The following is a 15,484-nucleotide window of genomic DNA, read 5'->3' on the forward strand; positions in this document are numbered from 1 at the left end:
GCAGCACCGCGACGGGCACCCCCGGGCACCGCAGGACGCTCGGCGTCGGGACCCGCTCGGTGGGTGCGCCGTCCTCCAGGGGCCGGCTCCTCGTCCAGGTGCCGCCCACGTCGACCGCGAAGGTCGCGGTCGGACGCGCGTCCGTCACGCGCAGGCGCGTGTCGAGCGCCGTCACGACCGGACCCCCGTGGTCGTGGCGACGCCGGGGACGTCGGGTCCGCGCAGGTCGAGGACGCGCTGCAGGGCCCCGTCGTGCGACGACAACGTGCCGACCACGACCGTGCGGGCTCCGCTCGCGACTGCGGCCCGGACCCCCGCCTCCGAGTCCTCGAAGGCGACGCACGCGTCGACGGGGACGCCGAGGAGCCGAGCAGCCAGCAGGTAGCCCTCCGGGTCGGGCTTGGGCCGTGCCACGTCGTCGGCCGTCACGAGGACGGCAGGACGCGGGACGCCGGCGGCGTCCAGGCGCCGCTCGGCGAGACGTCGTCCGGCGGAGGTGACGACGGCCCACCGGTCCTCGGGCAGCCCGGCGACGAGGGCCGCCGCGCCCGGGACCTCGACGATGCCGTCGACGGTCTCCTCCTCCAGGGCGGCCAGCCGGGTCGCCTCGTCGGCAGCCACGTCGGAGTCCTCGAGGAAGTGGGCGGTCGTGCTGGCCGTCGGACGACCGTGCGCGTATGCCAGCACCTCCTCCACGTCGAGGCCGTGCCGCCGGCTGAAGTCGGCCCAGGTCCGCTCGACCACCGACGTGGAGTCCACGAGCGTGCCGTCCATGTCGAACAGGTACGCGTCCGCCTCCGCGTGCCGCACGCTCATGCCGACACCCCCGCCGGTCGGCTCTGCGACGTCGGCAGCGTGTCGCCGAGCGGGCGGAAGGCACCTCCGTGGTCGACCACGAGCACCTCGCCGGCCAGGTCGGCGGCACGTCGCTCCACGAGGTCGCGGGCGAGCGGGCCGAAGTCGTCGCCCGTCATGTAGTCGGCGTAGTCGAAGTCGTCCGGGCGACGTGCCCGGATGCCGGGCGAGTCCACCATCTGCGCCGGCAGGGCCTGGACGACGCGCACGACGTCGGGGTCCTCCTCCTGCGCGAGCGACTCGACCAGACCACGGGCCGCGGCCTTCGTGGCCGCGTACCCGGCCCGCAACGGGCCCGCGTTGTAGACGACCTCCGAGGAGATGCTGAGCACGACCGAGGGCGCCGCACGGCGCAGGGCCGGCAGCAGGGTGTGCAGCGCCAGCCAGAGGCCGTGCACGTTGATGCGCCACTGCGCCTCCCAGTCGCGCTCGGTCGTCTCGGCGAGCGGGGCACGCCCGGCGGTGAAGTAGACGGCCGAGTAGCAGAGCAGGTCGATCTCGTCGGGCAGCGAGCGCAGGACGACGCGCGCGGCGTCGGGCTCGGCCAGGTCGACCTCGACGTGCTCCAGCAGCTCCGCTCCGGGGCCGACCGGACGGGACCGGTTGAGTGTCAGCACCCGACAGCCGGCGGCGGCCCAGGCGTCGGCGACCCCGCGTCCGACGCCCGTCGAGCCGCCGACGACCACGGCCGTCGTCATCGCGTCTCCCCGGCCGCGTGGTGGTGGCTGCGCGAGCGCAGGAGCTCGAGCGCCCTCTGCAGCTCGGCATCGGTGACGTCGTTGACGAAGCGGTGACCCCCGATCCCGACGGGGAGGGGAAGCCGTTGCTGCCCGTCGCGGTGGCGCACGGTGTCGCGCAGGGCGGTCGCCAGCAGCCCGGGCTCGCCCAGCACGTCGTCCCAGGTGGGCAGCCCCAGTCGCCGCATGACGGCCAGGACCCGCGCCGACTGCTCGATCGAGACGTAGCCGCGCAGCTCGCCGATCACCGTGGTCAGCGCCATGTCGACGGCGACGGCCTCGCCGTGGAGCAGGGAGGGGAGCGCGCGCATCTCGATGACGGGGCTGAAGGTGTGCCCGTAGTCGACGCACCGCTCGAGCGTGGACTCCCAGAGGTTGGGCTGCAGCTCCTCCAGCATCAGGTGGATCGACTCGGCCACGACCGTCGCGGCCGCCGCGTCCAGCTCGGGCGTGCTGCCGAGCAGCCGGTCCTCGAGCAGGTCGCGGCCCGAGCGCTCGAGCAGCTCGAACAGCTCCGCCGACTTCATCAGGGCGACCTTGAGCACCTCGGCGAGGCCGTTGGACACGTGCCGCGGGTCGAGGGTGCTGAGCCAGGTGCGGTCCAGGAACGTCGCCTTGGCCGCCGCGTAGGTGCCGACCCGGTTCTTGCCGGCCGCGTAGTTCACACCCGTCTTGACCCCGACACCGGCGTCCACGAGACCGATCAGCGTGGTCGGGATGCGCAGGTACGGCGTGCCGCGCCGGTACAGGCTGGCCGCGAAGCCGACCACGTCGGTCAGCACGCCGCCGCCGACCGCGAGCACCGGCTCACGGCGCCGGTCGATCCCGAAGGCGTTCATGGCGTCGATCACCGCCGAGACGGAGTCCCACTGCTTGACCTCCTCGTCCGCGCGGAGGGCGACGATCGTCGCGGCGACGTCGTGGGCGTCGAACCAGGTGCGGATCCGGTCGCCGTGCAGGGCGTCGACCGCGCTGTCGACGACCACGAGTCGGCGCTCCCCCGCGGCCATGGGCGCGTCGGCGCAGCCGTCGAGCAGCGTCGTGTTGTCGACGTCGAACAGACCCTGGGACCGCACGACGTGGTAGCGGACCTGCTGCACCGCCTCGACCGTCCACGACGCGTCGGCTCCGAGCCGTGGCGTGCGGGTCGGGTCGGGGACGGCGGTCGAGGGCGACGGGAGGTCGCCCCGCGTGCGGTGGACGTGGTGGTGGAGCCCCTGGGTGAGGGCCGTGGCGCTGCGCATCGGTGCTCCTGCTCCGGCCCGCGGAGGGCCCGTGGTCGTGGCCTCGATGGTCGTGGTCGGTACCGCTCGCCGGATGCCGCCGTGCTGCTGGATGACACCGTGCTTCTCCGTGGCACCCTGCTGACCGATCACTTCATCGTCGTGTACGCCACTATAGTGGCACACAGCAGTTGTAGATGGCGAGTGTGATACTGTCAACACAGGAACGCCACTCCATGTCGCTCCTTCACGGTGGTCCCGCCACCGCTGTCCCCGCCGCTGTCCTCGCAGCCGTTCCCCCGGCTGACCTCTCACCCCGGGAGTGACCATGTCGACCCTCGCCGAACGCCTGAACGCCTGGTTCGCCGACGCCGCCACGCGCGATCCCGTCGGCCGCATGCGCGAGCCCTCCACCGCCGAGGTCGCCCAGGCCATCAGCGAGAGCCCCGAGCACGACGTCACCATCTCGCGCAGCTACCTCGCGGCGCTGCGCAGCGGCGCGCAGACCAACCCCACGGTCTCCGTCCTCTCCGCGCTCGTGCACTACTTCAAGCCGCGCGCGGCGTCGCTGCCCATCTCGATGGCCGCCCTCACCGGCGAGGAGGAGGACGACGCCGGCTGGGCGCAGGCGCTGGCGGACCGTCAGGTGCGCTCGATCGCCATGCGCGCCGGCGAGCTCACGCCGGAGGCACGCAGCCAGCTCCTCACCATCATGGACGCGCTCGACGCGTCGCGACGCGAGACCGGTCAGCCGTGAGGGCCGTGGGCTTCCACGCCCCCGGCGGCCCCGAGGTCGTCGAGGTGCTCGACGTCCCCGAGCCCGACCGGGACGACCTGCTGCTCGTCGAGGTCGCCGGCGCGGCGGTCAACCCGGTCGACCTCGCCACCCGCTCGGGCCAGATCCCGACGGAGGGCACCACGCTGCTGGGCTGGGACCTCGCCGGCACCGTGCTCCGCGCGCCGCACGGGTCGGGGTTCGCGGCCGGCGACCGCGTGGCCGCGATGACCGCACCCCTGGGCACCGGGATCGCCTCGATGGCCGAGCGTGTCGCGCTCGACCCCGCCTTCGCCGTCGCGGTGCCGGCGTCACTCGACCTTTTGGTCGCCGCCGCGCTCCCGCTCGCCGGTGTGACCGCCGTCCAGACGCTGCGCCTCGTCGACCTGGGCGCGGAGGACCGCGTCCTGCTCGCGGGTGCCCAGGGCAGCGTCGGCTCCCACGTGGCTGGTCGGCTCCTCGCACGGCAGGGACCCACCGACCTCCTGGTCCGACCGGGCGACGCGGACGCCTGGGCGGTGCGCCTCGAGGAGTCCGAGGCCGCGGGCACCGTGCACACGAGCCCGGACGCGATCGGTCCCGGCACCTACGACGTCGTGATCGACACCGCGGGCGTCCCGACGCTGGTGGACGCAGTACGCGATGGCGGTCGCTTCGTGACCATCACGCCGTTCAGCGCCCCCACGCCCGAGGACCACCCCAGCGTCGACGTGCGGCTCACGAGCGTCGAGATCTCGCGCGAGGACCTCCAGGATGTCGTCGCCCGCGCGGCGAGCGGCGAGGGCGTGCTCCCCGACGTCGAGACTCTCCCGCTCGAGGCGGCCGGTCAGGCACACGCGCGACTCGAGGCAGGCGGCGTCCGCGGCAAGCTCGTGCTCGTGCCCTGACCCCCCGGGTCACCGGGCCAGGGCCGGCGCCCGGCTCCGCAGCGAGCGCAGGGCGCTCGAGAGACGCACGAGGGCATCGACGTCGTCCTCGTACCTCTCGTGCACGCCCCAGACCACCGGCTCCCCCACGGGAGCCCCTCGCAGGACGGCGTCGAGCGCCTGGGCAGCCTCGGCCGGTCCTGCCGAGTCCTCCGGCGCCCCTGGCACCAGCGCCCCCACGCGGACCAGCCCGTCACGGCACTCGACGTAGCGCCGGTAGGTCGCGAGGGCGTACCCCGTCGCGACCGCCGGGCCGCGGTAGGTGAGCCCGTCGAGGACGAGGTCGGGATGGATCTCGACCAGACGGGTCCAGAGCTCGCGCAACCCCCGGCACCGGCGACGGTGCCCGCGCACCTCCGCCAGCATCGCCAGCACGCTGCGCACGGCCGGGAGACTCATCCCGACGCACACCACGATCGTGGCGACGAGGGCGAACGCGAGGACGTCCTGGTCGTCGAAGAGCTCCTCGCCCGGTCGGGTCGCGACGACGTCGACCCACACGAGCCGGGCGACACAGCTCAGCGCGAGGCCGGCGAGACCGACGGCGATCGTCGCCAGGGCCGCGCGGAGGACGCCCACGGAGCGCCAGGTCTGCCGCCAGGCGAGCACGGCGCAGGCCGCGTAGCCAGCCAGGAGGTAGGTGTTGCCGACGTTGTAGAAGGCGCGAACGTGCTCGTCCTGCAGGGAGGACGCCGCGAGGGTGTGGTTGCGCAGCGACGGGTCGATGCCCGCCGTGACGAGGACCAGGCCGCCCACGCAGGCGAGGCACAGCAGGACCTCCCAGCGTCGCAGGGCACGCACCCCGACGAGCGGTCGCTCGCGCAGGAAGGCGATCATCAGGCACAACCCGACCAGGATCAGCACGTTGTAGGTGAGCTTGGTGGCACCCACGGTGGTCCGGGCGTCGACGGCCGCGATCACGGGCGGCCGCGACAGCAGGTTGCCCAGCCCGAGCAGGAGCATCGAGGTGAACAGGGTCAGCCGCATCGGGTCCCGGAAGCTCTGTCGCGCGAGCGCGGGCAACGTCCAGGCCGCGCCCACCAGCAGCGTCACGACGGCGACCCACCCGAGGTCGTTCACGTCCAGCCGTCCCACAGCACGAGGCTGCTCTGCACAGAACGCCCACCGACCTGCGCGACGTGGTCCAGGCGGCGCGTCATCGACAGCGCGCGGTGCATGATCGTCGAGGCGATGATCTCGGCGTCGCGCTCGTCACGCGCCGTGTACGAGGTCCTCAGCAGCGGTGGGGGCAGGGCCACCCCGTCGAGGTCCTGAGCCACGATGTGGCCGACCTCGTGCAGGATGATGTGGGCCTGGTGGGCGCGCGACGTGCGCGACTGGAAGACGATGACGTCCTCGTCGACGCGCGAGACGAGCATGCCCGAGGGCCCGGTCGGCTCCAGCTCCCACTCCAGGAGGGCGATGGGCGTCCCCCGGAGCTGGCCGAGCCGCTCGCACAGCAGCCCCACCTCGAGGGGCAGCGGGAGGTCGAGGCGGCGCAGGAGGCCCCGCAGGTGGCGACGCAGGCGGGCGTCGCGCAGCCGCGAGCGCACCGCGCGGAGCACACGTGTCGACTCGCCCTTCACCCTCGTCCCCCAGACGTCTCGTGGACGTTCCCCCGCCAGCGCAGGGATGTCGCGACTATAGGACCGGTCACGCGGTCGCAGCGGCACGAGTGCAGAAGGTCACACCTCGACCGGAGGATCGTCCACCCGCGCCAGGAAGGCCTCGACGTCGCGTGCCCAGACGACACCCTCCTCGGGGGTGAACACGTGCCCTGCCGCCGGGTACTCCACCAGCTCGGCCCCGGGGATCCCCGCCGCGAGCTCGCGCGTCGTGGCGGGGAGCACGACCCGGTCGGCGCCGGCCACGACCACGAGAGTCGGCACCCGCAGCTGCCCCAGACGGTCCTGCAGGTCGACCTGAGCAGCCGCGCGCAGGTGTGCGAGCCCGGCCGGGTTGACCCCTCGCCCCGCGTCGAGGGCGTCGGCCGCGAAGGTGCCTGCGCGGTCGTGCCGCGCCAGACCGTCGGGCGATCCGAGCTGGGACAGCAGGAACGCACCGAGCCGCTCCGGGGGTCCGCCCGCCAGGCCCTCCCAGGTGCCGAGCATCTGGCGCAGCTGGACGTCGGGCCTGGCGAACCCGACGGTGAGGACGAGTGCCGACACGCGGTCCGGGTGGCGCAGCGCCGTCTCGATCGCGACCGAGCAGCCGAAGGACACCCCCGCCACCGGGACGCGCTGGTGGCCCTCGGCGTCGAGGGCCTCGACCAGACGGTCGGCGAGCACCTCAGGACGCAGGACCGACGGCAGGTCGTGGACGGGGCCGGAGCCTCCGGTGCCCGGATACCTCGACCCGACGAAGGACCATCGCTCCCCCAGCGCCTCCAGCAGCGGCGAGAAGTTCGCGTCGACGTCGCCGGACGCGCCGTGCGCGAGACCCACCGGCCGACCGCGTCCGGCGCAGACGTACTCGGCGTCCCCGAGCCGCTCGACGCGCAGCGCGACGGCCGTCACCGGGCCACCGCCGCCGCTGCCACGCGGGCCTGGCGCCGCGTCCCGAGACGACGCATCGCCGGCTCCTCGACCAGGCGGTGCAGGACGGTCGCGAAGCCCAGCGTGAGCGCGAAGATGAGCAGCCAGTCCGCGATCGCGAGCGGCACCGGGTACGTGGCCCCGTGCTGCAAGGTGATGCGGACCGTGTACATGACGATCTGCTGCGCCATGTAGAAGCCGAACGACACCTCGCCGAGCCAGACCATGGGCCGCGAGGAGACCCAGGTGCCGCGACCCCCGAGGTCGCGCTGGACCGTGGCGACGACGAGCATCATCAGCGGCACGAGCATGACGGCCACGAAGCCGAGCACGAAGGGTCCCAGCGACGCCACGACGTAGCCCACGAGCACGACGGTCCATGCCACCCACGGGGGGATGGTCGGCACCCGACGCTCCGCGACCAGGCGCGCGAGGAACATCCCCGCCACGAACTCGAGCAGCCGGGGCAGCGGGAGGTTGTAGCCGAACCAGAACTGCAGGTTCGTCACCGGCATGCCGTCGACCCCCGGTCCGTCGGGCAGCGACATCGTGACGAGCGCGACGACGACAGTGCCGGCGACGCACGCCGCCAGGCCGAGCGCGAGCCGGTCGGCACGGACCCGTCGGACGAGAGGGACGAGCGCAGGGAACGACAGGTAGAACAGCAGCTCGCTGCAGAGCGACCAGCTGGGCAGGTTGACCGACAGGTAGACGTCGTGGACGGGGATCCAGGAGCTGACGAGCGCGAGGTTGGGCAGGTACTGCCACGGCGACTCCGCGAGCGCGAACGCGTACAGGACCATCGCGACGGCCCAGGTGACGACGTGCAGCGGGAAGATCTTCACCAGGCGCTTGCGCACGAAGGCCGCAGTGCCACGACTCTCCGAGTGCCGCCAGGTGAGCAGGAACCCGCTGAGCACGAAGAAGAACGACACCCCCGTCCATCCGCCCTGCCCGAGCAGCGCGGCGTACGTGCGTGCCCAGCCGCCGTCCGCGAACGGGTTCAGCCCGAAGTCGACGAGGGAGAGGTGGAAGGCGAACACCGGGAGCGCCGCGAGCCAGCGCAGCCCGGTCAGGCCCGGCAGCGGACTGCGACGGTCGACGGGCGCGCGCCCCGGCTGCTGGAGCACGGGACGTGCAGCGCCCGTGCGTCGCGGACTCATGACAGGACGTCTCGTGCTTCGATCATCGCTCACGCCGATATAGTAGCGTCCAGGCCGATAGGTAAGCCAGGGTGACCATGGCCACCCTGGCACCCAGGTCGTCGGGGCCGTCAGTCGACGATGCGGCGCATCCAGCCGTGGCGGTCCTCGGCCCGCCCGTACTGCAGGTCGACGAGCGCCGAGCGGACGTCCATCGTGACCTTCCCGGCCTCGCCGTCGCCGGCCACGGCCTCGCCGCCGTCCCACTTGAGCACGCCGACGGGGGTGACCACGGCAGCGGTGCCGCAGGCGAAGACCTCGGTGATGGTCCCGTCGGCGGTGCCCTCACGCCACTCGTCGATGCTGACCCGGCGCTCGACGACGTCGTGCCCGAGGTCGCGGGCGATCGTCAGGATCGACTCGCGGGTGATGCCCTCGAGGATCGACCCCGACAGCTCCGGGGTGACGATCGAGCCGTCGGACTGCACGAAGTACAGGTTCATGCCGCCGAGCTCCTCGATCCAGCGCTGCTCCGTGGAGTCGAGGAAGGCGACCTGCTGGCAGCCGTGCTGCGCGGCCTCCTGCTGCGGGAGCAGGCTCGCGGCGTAGTTGCCGCCGCACTTGGCCGCGCCCGTGCCGCCCGCGCCCGCCCGCGAGTACTGCGTCGACAGCCAGATCGAGACGGGCTTGACGCCACCGGGGAAGTAGGCACCGGCCGGCGAGGCGATCACGCAGTACGTGACGTGCTGGCTGGGGCGCACGCCGAGGAAGGCCTCGGAGGCGAACATGAACGGGCGCAGGTACAGGCTGGTCTCCCCTCCCTCGGGGACCCACGCGCGGTCGGCGCCCACGAGGGCCTCGATCGAGCCGAGGAACCACTCCTGCGGCAGCTCGGGCAGCGCGAGCCGGCGCGCCGAGCGCTGCAGACGCGCCGCGTTCTCCTCCGCCCGGAACACACGGACCGAGCCGTCGGCCCAGGCGTAGGCCTTGAGCCCCTCGAAGATCTCCTGGGCGTAGTGCAGGACGGCCGTGGCGGGGTCGAGCTGCAGCGGACCGTAGGGCACGACGCGAGCGTCGTGCCAGCCCTGCTCGGGCGTCCACTCGGCCAGGAACATGTGGTCGGTGAAGTGGTTGCCGAACCCCGGAGAGGCGAGGATCGCCTGCCGTTCGGCGTCCGTCCGCGCAGCCGGGTTGGTCTCGACGGTGGGGGCGAACGGTGCGGAGGTCATGCTGGACACGGTAGTCCTTTCGAGGTGGTGGAGGCGGGAGGTCAGACCGCCGCTACGCCCTCGGCCGCGGCCGCGCTGGCGCGCGCGGCGATGGCCTCCCCCACCTCCTCGGTGCTGCGGGGCTGGGCACCGGCGGCCGTGCCGCGCTCGGCGACGTCAGCCTCCACGGCCGTGCTGATCTGGGCAGCCGCCTCGGGGTGGCCGAGGTGCTCCAGGAGCAGCGCGCCGGACAGGATCGCGGCCGTCGGGTCGGCCTTCGACTGGCCCGCGATGTCGGGCGCCGAGCCGTGCACCGGCTCGAACATGCTCGGGGCGGTGCGGTCGGGGTTCACGTTGCCGCTCGCTGCCAGTCCGATGCCGCCGGTGACGGCCGCCGCGAGGTCGGTGAGGATGTCGCCGAATAGGTTGTCGGTGACGATCACGTCGAAGCGGCCCGGGTCGGTGACGAGGAAGATCGTCGCCGCGTCGACGTGCAGGTAGTCGACGCTGACCTCGGGGAACTCCTCGCCGACGGCCGCGACGGTGCGCGTCCAGAGGTGTCCGGCGTGCACCAGCACGTTGTTCTTGTGCACGAGCGTCAGCTTGCGGCGCGGCCGCGCCTGGGCCCGGCTGAACGCGTCGCGCACGACGCGCTCGACGCCGTACGCCGTGTTGACGCTGACCTCGGTGGCCAGCTCGTGCGGCGTGCCCACGCGGATCGCGCCGCCGTTGCCGACGTACGGACCCTCGGTGCCCTCGCGCACGACCACGAAGTCGATCGGGCCGCGCTCCGTCACGTGGGACCCGAGCGGCGTCGGCACGCCGGGGTAGAGCGTGCTCGGTCGCAGGTTGACGTAGTGGTCGAGCTCGAAGCGCAGCTTGAGCAGCAGACCGCGCTCGAGCACGCCCGACGGCACGCTCGGGTCGCCGACGGCTCCGAGCAGGATGGCGTCCTGCGCACGGATCTCCTGCAGGACGCTGTCCGGCAGGGTCTCCCCCGTCGCGTGGTAGCGCCGGGCACCCAGGTCGTAGTCGACCGTGTCGAAGGACAGGTCGTGCTGCGCGGCGACGGTGTTCAGCACCGTCAGGGCCTGGGTCGTGACTTCGGGGCCGATGCCGTCGCCGGGGACGACGGCCAGCGTGTAGGAGCGCGTCATGAGGGTCATCCTAGGAGGCGCGGTCTCAGGATCTGAAACCGCGGTCTCACTCGATGGACGCTCTCAGTTGTCGTCCGGGCGCTCGGCCGGCTCCACGGCTGGCGTCACGGCGTCGTCGCGCAGGTGGGCGGGTCCCCACTCGATCGGGTAGGTGTTCATGGTCTCTCCTGAGGTGGTGCGTGGTTCGGTCCGTCGGGTGACGGACGCCGGACGGTGCGGGCACAGCACCGACCCGACGGCTCCACGGAGGTCGTGTCACCCGGTGATGACCGGATGGTTCAGGAGAGGGGACCAGGTCGTGGTCCCGACGAGAGATGAAGCTGACCTGCTGCGGAACGGTCGGGCCAACGCCTGGACTCCGCGGCAGGGTGTGGCCCTAGGAGGCCCCGCCGCGGCAAGCGATGACTACGAGCTGCTTCCGCATGATGGCGACCACCCTACCTGCCGTCCGTCGCCGCGCCGGGAGGGCCGCGCGGTGTGTCTCGGTCGGTGAGACGCCGCCGCCGGCGCGACGTGACGGCGGTGACACACTGACCGGGTGAGTGCGCCTGCGGAGATCCCCGACCTCGTCGCCCGGTCCCTGGACCTCGCGCGCCAGCGGGGGTTCATCACCTCGACGCGGCACGAGACCGGCCGCCTCCTGGCCGCGCTCGCCGCCTCGCGGGCCGGCACGCTGGCCGAGCTCGGCACCGGCACGGGCGTGGGCTCCGCCTGGCTCTCGAGCGGCGCGCGCAAGGAGGCGCGCATCGTGAGCGCCGAGCTCGACCCCTCGCTCGCCGGCGACGTGCAGCAGATCTTCGCCGACGTCGACAACGTCGAGATCGTGGCGGGCGACTGGTCGGCGCTCGAGGAGCACGCCCCGTTCTCCCTGCTGTTCGTCGACGTCCGCGAGGTCATGGAGCAGATCGACGTCCTCGCGAACCTGCTGGAGCCGGGTGGCATCGCGGTGCTCGACGACTTCGTCCCGTCGGTCCACTGGCCGCCGATCGTCGACGGCCAGGTCGACGTGGTGCGCGAGCAGTGGCTCACCGACGAGCGCTTCGCCGCGGTGGAGCTGCTCATCGACGAGGGTGCGTCCCTCGTCATCGCGACGCGACGCTGAGTCCGCGGGGCTCGCGGACGCGGCGCACCTGCACCAGCGGCAGGAACAGCTGCACGACGGGCCCGATCACGAGGGCGTACACCACGGTGCCGATCCCGACGGTCCCACCGAGCGCGAACCCCACGAGGAGCACGGTCAGCTCGAGTGCCGTGCGCACCAGCCGCACGCTGCGGCCCGTGCGCCGCACGAGCCCGGTCCAGAGACCGTCGCGGGGCCCGGTGCCGAGGTCGGCCCCGATGTAGAGCGCGCCGGCCAGCCCGTTCCCCACGACACCGAGCATCAGGAAGGTGACCTGCACGGCGAGGTGGTCGGGCGTCGGCAGCCACGCGAGCGTGACGTCGACCGCGACGCCGATGAGCAGCACGTTGAGCACGGTGCCGATGCCGGGGCGCTGGCGCAGGGGCACCCAGAGCAGCAGCACGACGGCGCCGACCAGGATCACCACCTGGCCGAAGGTCAGCGGCAGGTGGTGGGTGAGTCCCTCGTGGAACACGTCCCAGGGGTCGAGGCCGAGCCCGGACTCCACCATCAGGCCCATCGTGGCGCCGTAGAGCCACAGGCCGAGCACGAGCTGGGCGAGGCGGCGGGTCATCGGGGCCATGTCCGCGCCCCCTCCTGGTCGTGGCGCGAGACCGGGGGCGGACGCATGCCGTAGCCGTCGCGGGCCACGGCGCGCAGGCCGAGCCCCGACGGCACGCACGCCAGGAGCAGCAGGAGGACGAGGAGCATGTCACCAGGTTCGACCCCGGGTGGCCTCGTGGGACAGAGCCACTGGGCGACGGGTGGTTGCAGCCACTTCGGTCGAAGTGGCCCTTTCGCCCGGGTCCATTGGCGCGGCATGCTGGGCGTGTGGACCCCCGTACCTCCGCCTTCCGGCTCGCGGCGCTGATCGGCGCGCTCCCCGACGGTCCCGCGTACCGCACGCTCGCCGACAGCATCCGCCTGCTCGTCGTCGACGGTCGCCTGCTCGACGGCACGCGGCTGCCGAGCGAGCGCGCCCTGGCGCAGGCGATGGGCCTGAGCCGCACCACCACGACGCGGGCGTACGACGAGCTGCGCCGTCGCGGGGTCCTGCACTCGCGCCAGGGCAGCGGCAGCGTGCTGCGCGTGCCCACCACGTCGGCCACCGCGAGCAGCCTGATCGTCGACCCCGACGACCCCGACACGATCGCGATGACGTTCTCCGCACCGACGGGGCCCTCCGGGCTGACCCGCGCCTTCCAGGCCGCGGCGGAGCAGCTGCCGTCGCTGCTGACGACCAGCGGCTACCTGCCCGACGGACTTCCCGTCCTGCGCGAGCTGGTGGCCGCCGAGTACACCCAGGCCGGCATCCCGACCGACCCGGACCAGGTGATCGTCACCAACGGCGCCCAGGGGGCGATCTCCCTGGTGGGCCGCACGTTCGGTCGACCCGGCGCCGGGCTCCTCGTCGAGGGCACCTCGTACCCGCACGGGGTCGAGTCGCTGACCGGGTTCGGCTACCGCACCGCTCCCCTGCCGATCGGCGACGACCCGTGGGACCTGGAGGCGGCGAGCACGAAGGCGCCGCACGTCGACGCCGCGTACCTGATCCCCGACTTCCACAACCCGACCGGCGCGGTCATGCCGGAGGGCACCCGGCTGCGGCTCGCCCGGACGCTGCGGCGGCACGACGTGCTGACCGTCGTGGACGAGTCGATGCGTCGCCTGGACCTCTCCGGCGACGGGCTGCCGACGTCGTACGCCGCCCACGACCCCGACGCGATCGTCGTCGACTCCCTGTCGAAGGTGCTGTGGGGCGGCCTGCGGATCGGCTGGATCCGCGCACCACGGCGCCACGTCACGGCGCTGCTGCAGTCGCGCATGCGCCACGACCTCGGGACCGCCGCGTTCGACCAGCTGGTGGCCACCGAGGTCCTGCGGCACCACACGCACCTCTTCGACGAGACCGTCACCCGGTTGCGGGGCCAGCGAGCGGCCCTGGTGGCCGCGCTGGCCGAGCGGCTGCCCGACTGGGAGGTCCCCGTGCCCGCCGGCGGGCCCAACCTGTGGGTCGGCCTGCCGAGCCGCTCGTCCAGCCTGCTCGTCGCCGCGGCGGCTCAGGAGGGGCTGCACCTGACGCCGGGCCCGCGGTTCACGCTGGGCGCACCGAGCGCCGGCGAACGTCGCCTGCGCCTGCCGTGCACCGCGCCCGAGCACGTCGGCGTCGAGGCCGTCGAACGGCTCGCGCGCGCCTGGTCCGTCGTCGTGTCGGGGCGACGCTGCGACACCGCCGGACCGGCCGTCGACCTCATCGCCTAGTCAGGTGGTCGCGCGCCAGGAGGCGTCCCAGAAGTGCCACTCGCGGTCGGTGGCGTCGGCGTAGGCCTCGAGCATCTCCTCGACGTGCCCGCTGCCGGCGGCGAGGCGGTCGGCCGTCGCCTCCGCCCGGGCGACCGACGCTTCGAAGGCGGGGTCGTCGTAGGTCGCGATCCACGCGCCGTAGGGATGGGCGGCCAGGTCGCCGGCGGTCGACGCGAGGTGCCGCCCCACCTCGGCGTACACGCGGAAGCACGGCAGGACCGCCGCCACCGCGACCTCGACCGGCGACGCGTCGGCATGGCGGGCGAGCGCGTCGACGTAGTCGCGGCACGCGCTCGTCGGCGCGTGCGTCGCCGGGTCGATCCCGCGCCGGGCGAGCTCCCCCACGTGCAGGGATCGCTCGGCCTCGACCGCGCCGGCGGCGAAGCCGGCCCACGCACCGACGTCGTCGACGTCGGGCAGGCGCGACGCGATGCGCGCGAGGGTCCGGGCGTAGCCGGCGAGGTAGTGCGCGTCGTCGGCCAGGTAGTGGGCGAACACCGCGTCGGGCAGCGTCCCGCCGGCCAGGCCGATGACGAACGGGTGACGACAGACATCGGCGTAGCGGTCGGCCACGTGCGCCCAGGCCCGTGCGGAGAACGCTGTCGTCATGCCGTGGTCCCCCGGAGTCGGACGAGGTGGTCGACGGGGCCGCGGCCCTGGCCGACGCGCCGCTCAGCACCGGACGCGAGCGCCTCGCCGAGGTAGGCCTTGGCGGCACCGACGGCGTCGGCCAGCGGGTCGCCGAGCGCCAGCCGCGTCGCCACTGCGGCCGAGAGCGTGCACCCCGTGCCGTGGGTGTGGGGCGTGTCGATCCGCGGCGCCCGGAACCACGTGCTGCCGCGACCGTCGACGAGCAGGTCGTCGCTCGCCGGACCGTCTCCGTGACCGCCCTTGAGCAGGACGGCACCCGGTCCCAGCGCGAGCAGGGCCTGGCCCAGCTCGCCGGGGTCGGTCTGCGCAGCGAGGCCCGTGAGCACCGAGGCCTCCGGCAGGTTCGGGGTCACCAGGGTCGCGCGCGGCACGAGGAGGTCGCGCACGGCTGCCTCGGCGTCCTCCGGGAGCAGCCGGTGGCCCGACGTCGAGACCATCACCGGGTCCACGACGAGCGCGGGCACGTCGGCGAGGAGCTCGGCGACCAGCCCGACCAGCGCCGGGGAGCCCAGCATGCCGACCTTGACCGCCCGGACGTCGAGGTCCCCGAGCACGGCCTCGAGCTGACCGCGGACGACGTCGAGCGGCACCTCGTGCACGGCGCGGACCCCGGTGGTGTCCTGCACGGTGACGGCGGTGACGACGGACGCCGCGTACACGCCGAGGGCCGTGGCGGTCTTGAGGTCGGCCTGGATCCCGGCTCCACCCGACGGGTCGGAGCCCGCGACCGTGAGCACCACCGGCTCGCGGCCCGTCATGCCGACACGTCCTCGCGCCGGGCGGCCAGCGCGGCGTCGACGACCCGACGCAGCCGGGCAGCGGCAGCGCGCGGGTCAGGGTCGGAGCCCACCG

17 protein-coding genes are annotated in these 15,484 nt (G+C 73.5%); 4 read left to right on the forward strand and 13 right to left on the reverse strand.

Going from position 1 to position 15,484, the window contains the following annotated elements; all coding sequences use genetic code 11:
- Positions 1 to 171: 171 nt before the first annotated feature.
- From NH339_RS13345 to NH339_RS13355, 3 genes are read right to left on the reverse strand one after another with little or no spacing between them, the layout of a single operon-like run.
- Positions 172 to 816, reverse strand: a complete 645-nt coding sequence (locus tag NH339_RS13345) for an HAD-IA family hydrolase (protein ID WP_253026120.1) — start codon at positions 814 to 816, stop codon at positions 172 to 174.
- A complete protein-coding gene (locus tag NH339_RS13350) occupies positions 813 to 1,553 on the reverse strand; it encodes an SDR family NAD(P)-dependent oxidoreductase (RefSeq protein WP_253026122.1) in 741 nt (246 codons plus the stop codon). The genes NH339_RS13345 and NH339_RS13350 overlap by 4 nt, the downstream gene beginning before the upstream one ends.
- Positions 1,550 to 2,836: a sedoheptulose 7-phosphate cyclase gene (locus NH339_RS13355; RefSeq protein WP_253026124.1), complete on the reverse strand. Its 1,287-nt coding sequence runs from the start codon at positions 2,834 to 2,836 to the stop codon at positions 1,550 to 1,552. The genes NH339_RS13350 and NH339_RS13355 overlap by 4 nt, the downstream gene beginning before the upstream one ends.
- Before the next feature lie 307 nt (positions 2,837 to 3,143).
- On the opposite strand from NH339_RS13355, the gene NH339_RS13360 reads away from it, so the two are divergent.
- Positions 3,144 to 3,572: a hypothetical protein gene (locus NH339_RS13360; protein ID WP_067856500.1), complete on the forward strand. Its 429-nt coding sequence runs from the start codon at positions 3,144 to 3,146 to the stop codon at positions 3,570 to 3,572.
- On the forward strand, positions 3,569 to 4,477 hold the full coding sequence (locus NH339_RS13365; RefSeq protein ID WP_253026136.1) for a zinc-binding dehydrogenase: 909 nt from the start codon (positions 3,569 to 3,571) through the stop codon (positions 4,475 to 4,477). Before NH339_RS13360 ends, NH339_RS13365 begins: the two co-directional genes overlap by 4 nt.
- A 9-nt stretch (positions 4,478 to 4,486) precedes the next feature.
- Here the strand turns inward: NH339_RS13365 and NH339_RS13370 are convergent, their stop codons facing one another.
- The 6 genes from NH339_RS13370 to NH339_RS13395 form a co-directional block, all read right to left on the reverse strand.
- On the reverse strand, positions 4,487 to 5,611 hold the full coding sequence (locus NH339_RS13370) for an MAB_1171c family putative transporter (RefSeq protein WP_253026138.1): 1,125 nt from the start codon (positions 5,609 to 5,611) through the stop codon (positions 4,487 to 4,489).
- Positions 5,593 to 6,102, reverse strand: a complete 510-nt coding sequence (locus NH339_RS13375) for a hypothetical protein (RefSeq protein ID WP_253026140.1) — start codon at positions 6,100 to 6,102, stop codon at positions 5,593 to 5,595. Before NH339_RS13375 ends, NH339_RS13370 begins: the two co-directional genes overlap by 19 nt.
- Positions 6,103 to 6,201: 99 nt before the next feature.
- Positions 6,202 to 7,032, reverse strand: coding sequence for an alpha/beta fold hydrolase (locus tag NH339_RS13380; RefSeq protein WP_253026142.1), 831 nt, complete (start codon positions 7,030 to 7,032; stop codon positions 6,202 to 6,204).
- The gene (locus NH339_RS13385) at positions 7,029 to 8,213 is read right to left on the reverse strand and encodes an acyltransferase (protein ID WP_253026144.1); all 1,185 of its coding nucleotides are present in this window, start codon (positions 8,211 to 8,213) and stop codon (positions 7,029 to 7,031) included. The genes NH339_RS13380 and NH339_RS13385 overlap by 4 nt, the downstream gene beginning before the upstream one ends.
- A gap of 110 nt (positions 8,214 to 8,323) precedes the next feature.
- Entirely contained in the window at positions 8,324 to 9,421 is a 1,098-nt protein-coding gene (locus tag NH339_RS13390) for a branched-chain amino acid aminotransferase (protein ID WP_253026146.1), read from the reverse strand.
- Between the two features lie 41 nt (positions 9,422 to 9,462).
- The gene (locus tag NH339_RS13395; RefSeq protein WP_253026148.1) at positions 9,463 to 10,557 is read right to left on the reverse strand and encodes a 3-isopropylmalate dehydrogenase; all 1,095 of its coding nucleotides are present in this window, start codon (positions 10,555 to 10,557) and stop codon (positions 9,463 to 9,465) included.
- A 538-nt stretch (positions 10,558 to 11,095) separates the two neighbouring features.
- On the opposite strand from NH339_RS13395, the gene NH339_RS13400 reads away from it, so the two are divergent.
- Complete coding sequence (locus tag NH339_RS13400) at positions 11,096 to 11,659, forward strand: O-methyltransferase (RefSeq protein ID WP_067856479.1); 564 nt, start codon at positions 11,096 to 11,098, stop codon at positions 11,657 to 11,659.
- Here NH339_RS13400 and NH339_RS13405 read toward each other — a convergent pair.
- Complete coding sequence (locus NH339_RS13405) at positions 11,640 to 12,260, reverse strand: YitT family protein (RefSeq protein ID WP_253026150.1); 621 nt, start codon at positions 12,258 to 12,260, stop codon at positions 11,640 to 11,642. The two genes, NH339_RS13400 and NH339_RS13405, sit on opposite strands and share 20 nt — an antisense overlap.
- Complete coding sequence (locus NH339_RS13410) at positions 12,248 to 12,388, reverse strand: hypothetical protein (RefSeq protein ID WP_253026152.1); 141 nt, start codon at positions 12,386 to 12,388, stop codon at positions 12,248 to 12,250. The genes NH339_RS13405 and NH339_RS13410 overlap by 13 nt, the downstream gene beginning before the upstream one ends.
- A gap of 120 nt (positions 12,389 to 12,508) precedes the next feature.
- Between NH339_RS13410 and NH339_RS13415 the strand changes: the two genes are divergently transcribed.
- Positions 12,509 to 13,939 (forward strand): PLP-dependent aminotransferase family protein, encoded by a 1,431-nt coding sequence (locus NH339_RS13415; protein ID WP_253026154.1) that lies wholly within the window; start codon positions 12,509 to 12,511, stop codon positions 13,937 to 13,939.
- On the opposite strand, the gene NH339_RS13420 is transcribed toward NH339_RS13415, so the two are convergent.
- Both NH339_RS13420 and thiD read right to left on the reverse strand, forming a co-directional pair.
- The gene (locus NH339_RS13420) at positions 13,940 to 14,590 is read right to left on the reverse strand and encodes a TenA family protein (RefSeq protein WP_253026156.1); all 651 of its coding nucleotides are present in this window, start codon (positions 14,588 to 14,590) and stop codon (positions 13,940 to 13,942) included.
- Positions 14,587 to 15,390, reverse strand: coding sequence for a bifunctional hydroxymethylpyrimidine kinase/phosphomethylpyrimidine kinase (gene thiD, locus NH339_RS13425; RefSeq protein ID WP_253026158.1), 804 nt, complete (start codon positions 15,388 to 15,390; stop codon positions 14,587 to 14,589). Before thiD ends, NH339_RS13420 begins: the two co-directional genes overlap by 4 nt.
- Positions 15,391 to 15,484: the final 94 nt, after the last annotated feature.

Origin of the sequence: Aeromicrobium sp. CnD17-E (genome assembly GCF_024124745.1) — a bacterium.
Classification (GTDB): Bacteria; Actinomycetota; Actinomycetes; order Propionibacteriales; family Nocardioidaceae; genus Aeromicrobium.

Bases quoted from the DNA above. Each gene is read 5' to 3' on its own strand.
- NH339_RS13345 (WP_253026120.1), bottom strand. From the start codon at position 816: ATGAGCGTGCGGCACGCGGAGGCGGACGCGTACCTGTTCGACATGGAC.
- NH339_RS13350 (WP_253026122.1), bottom strand. From the start codon at position 1,553: ATGACGACGGCCGTGGTCGTCGGCGGCTCGACGGGCGTCGGACGCGGG.
- NH339_RS13355 (WP_253026124.1), bottom strand. From the start codon at position 2,836: ATGCGCAGCGCCACGGCCCTCACCCAGGGGCTCCACCACCACGTCCAC.
- NH339_RS13360 (WP_067856500.1), top strand. From the start codon at position 3,144: ATGTCGACCCTCGCCGAACGCCTGAACGCCTGGTTCGCCGACGCCGCC.
- NH339_RS13385 (WP_253026144.1), bottom strand. From the start codon at position 8,213: ATGAGTCCGCGACGCACGGGCGCTGCACGTCCCGTGCTCCAGCAGCCG.
- NH339_RS13390 (WP_253026146.1), bottom strand. From the start codon at position 9,421: ATGACCTCCGCACCGTTCGCCCCCACCGTCGAGACCAACCCGGCTGCG.
- NH339_RS13395 (WP_253026148.1), bottom strand. From the start codon at position 10,557: ATGACGCGCTCCTACACGCTGGCCGTCGTCCCCGGCGACGGCATCGGC.
- NH339_RS13405 (WP_253026150.1), bottom strand. From the start codon at position 12,260: ATGGCCCCGATGACCCGCCGCCTCGCCCAGCTCGTGCTCGGCCTGTGG.
- NH339_RS13410 (WP_253026152.1), bottom strand. From the start codon at position 12,388: ATGCTCCTCGTCCTCCTGCTGCTCCTGGCGTGCGTGCCGTCGGGGCTC.
- NH339_RS13420 (WP_253026156.1), bottom strand. From the start codon at position 14,590: ATGACGACAGCGTTCTCCGCACGGGCCTGGGCGCACGTGGCCGACCGC.
- thiD (WP_253026158.1), bottom strand. From the start codon at position 15,390: ATGACGGGCCGCGAGCCGGTGGTGCTCACGGTCGCGGGCTCCGACCCG.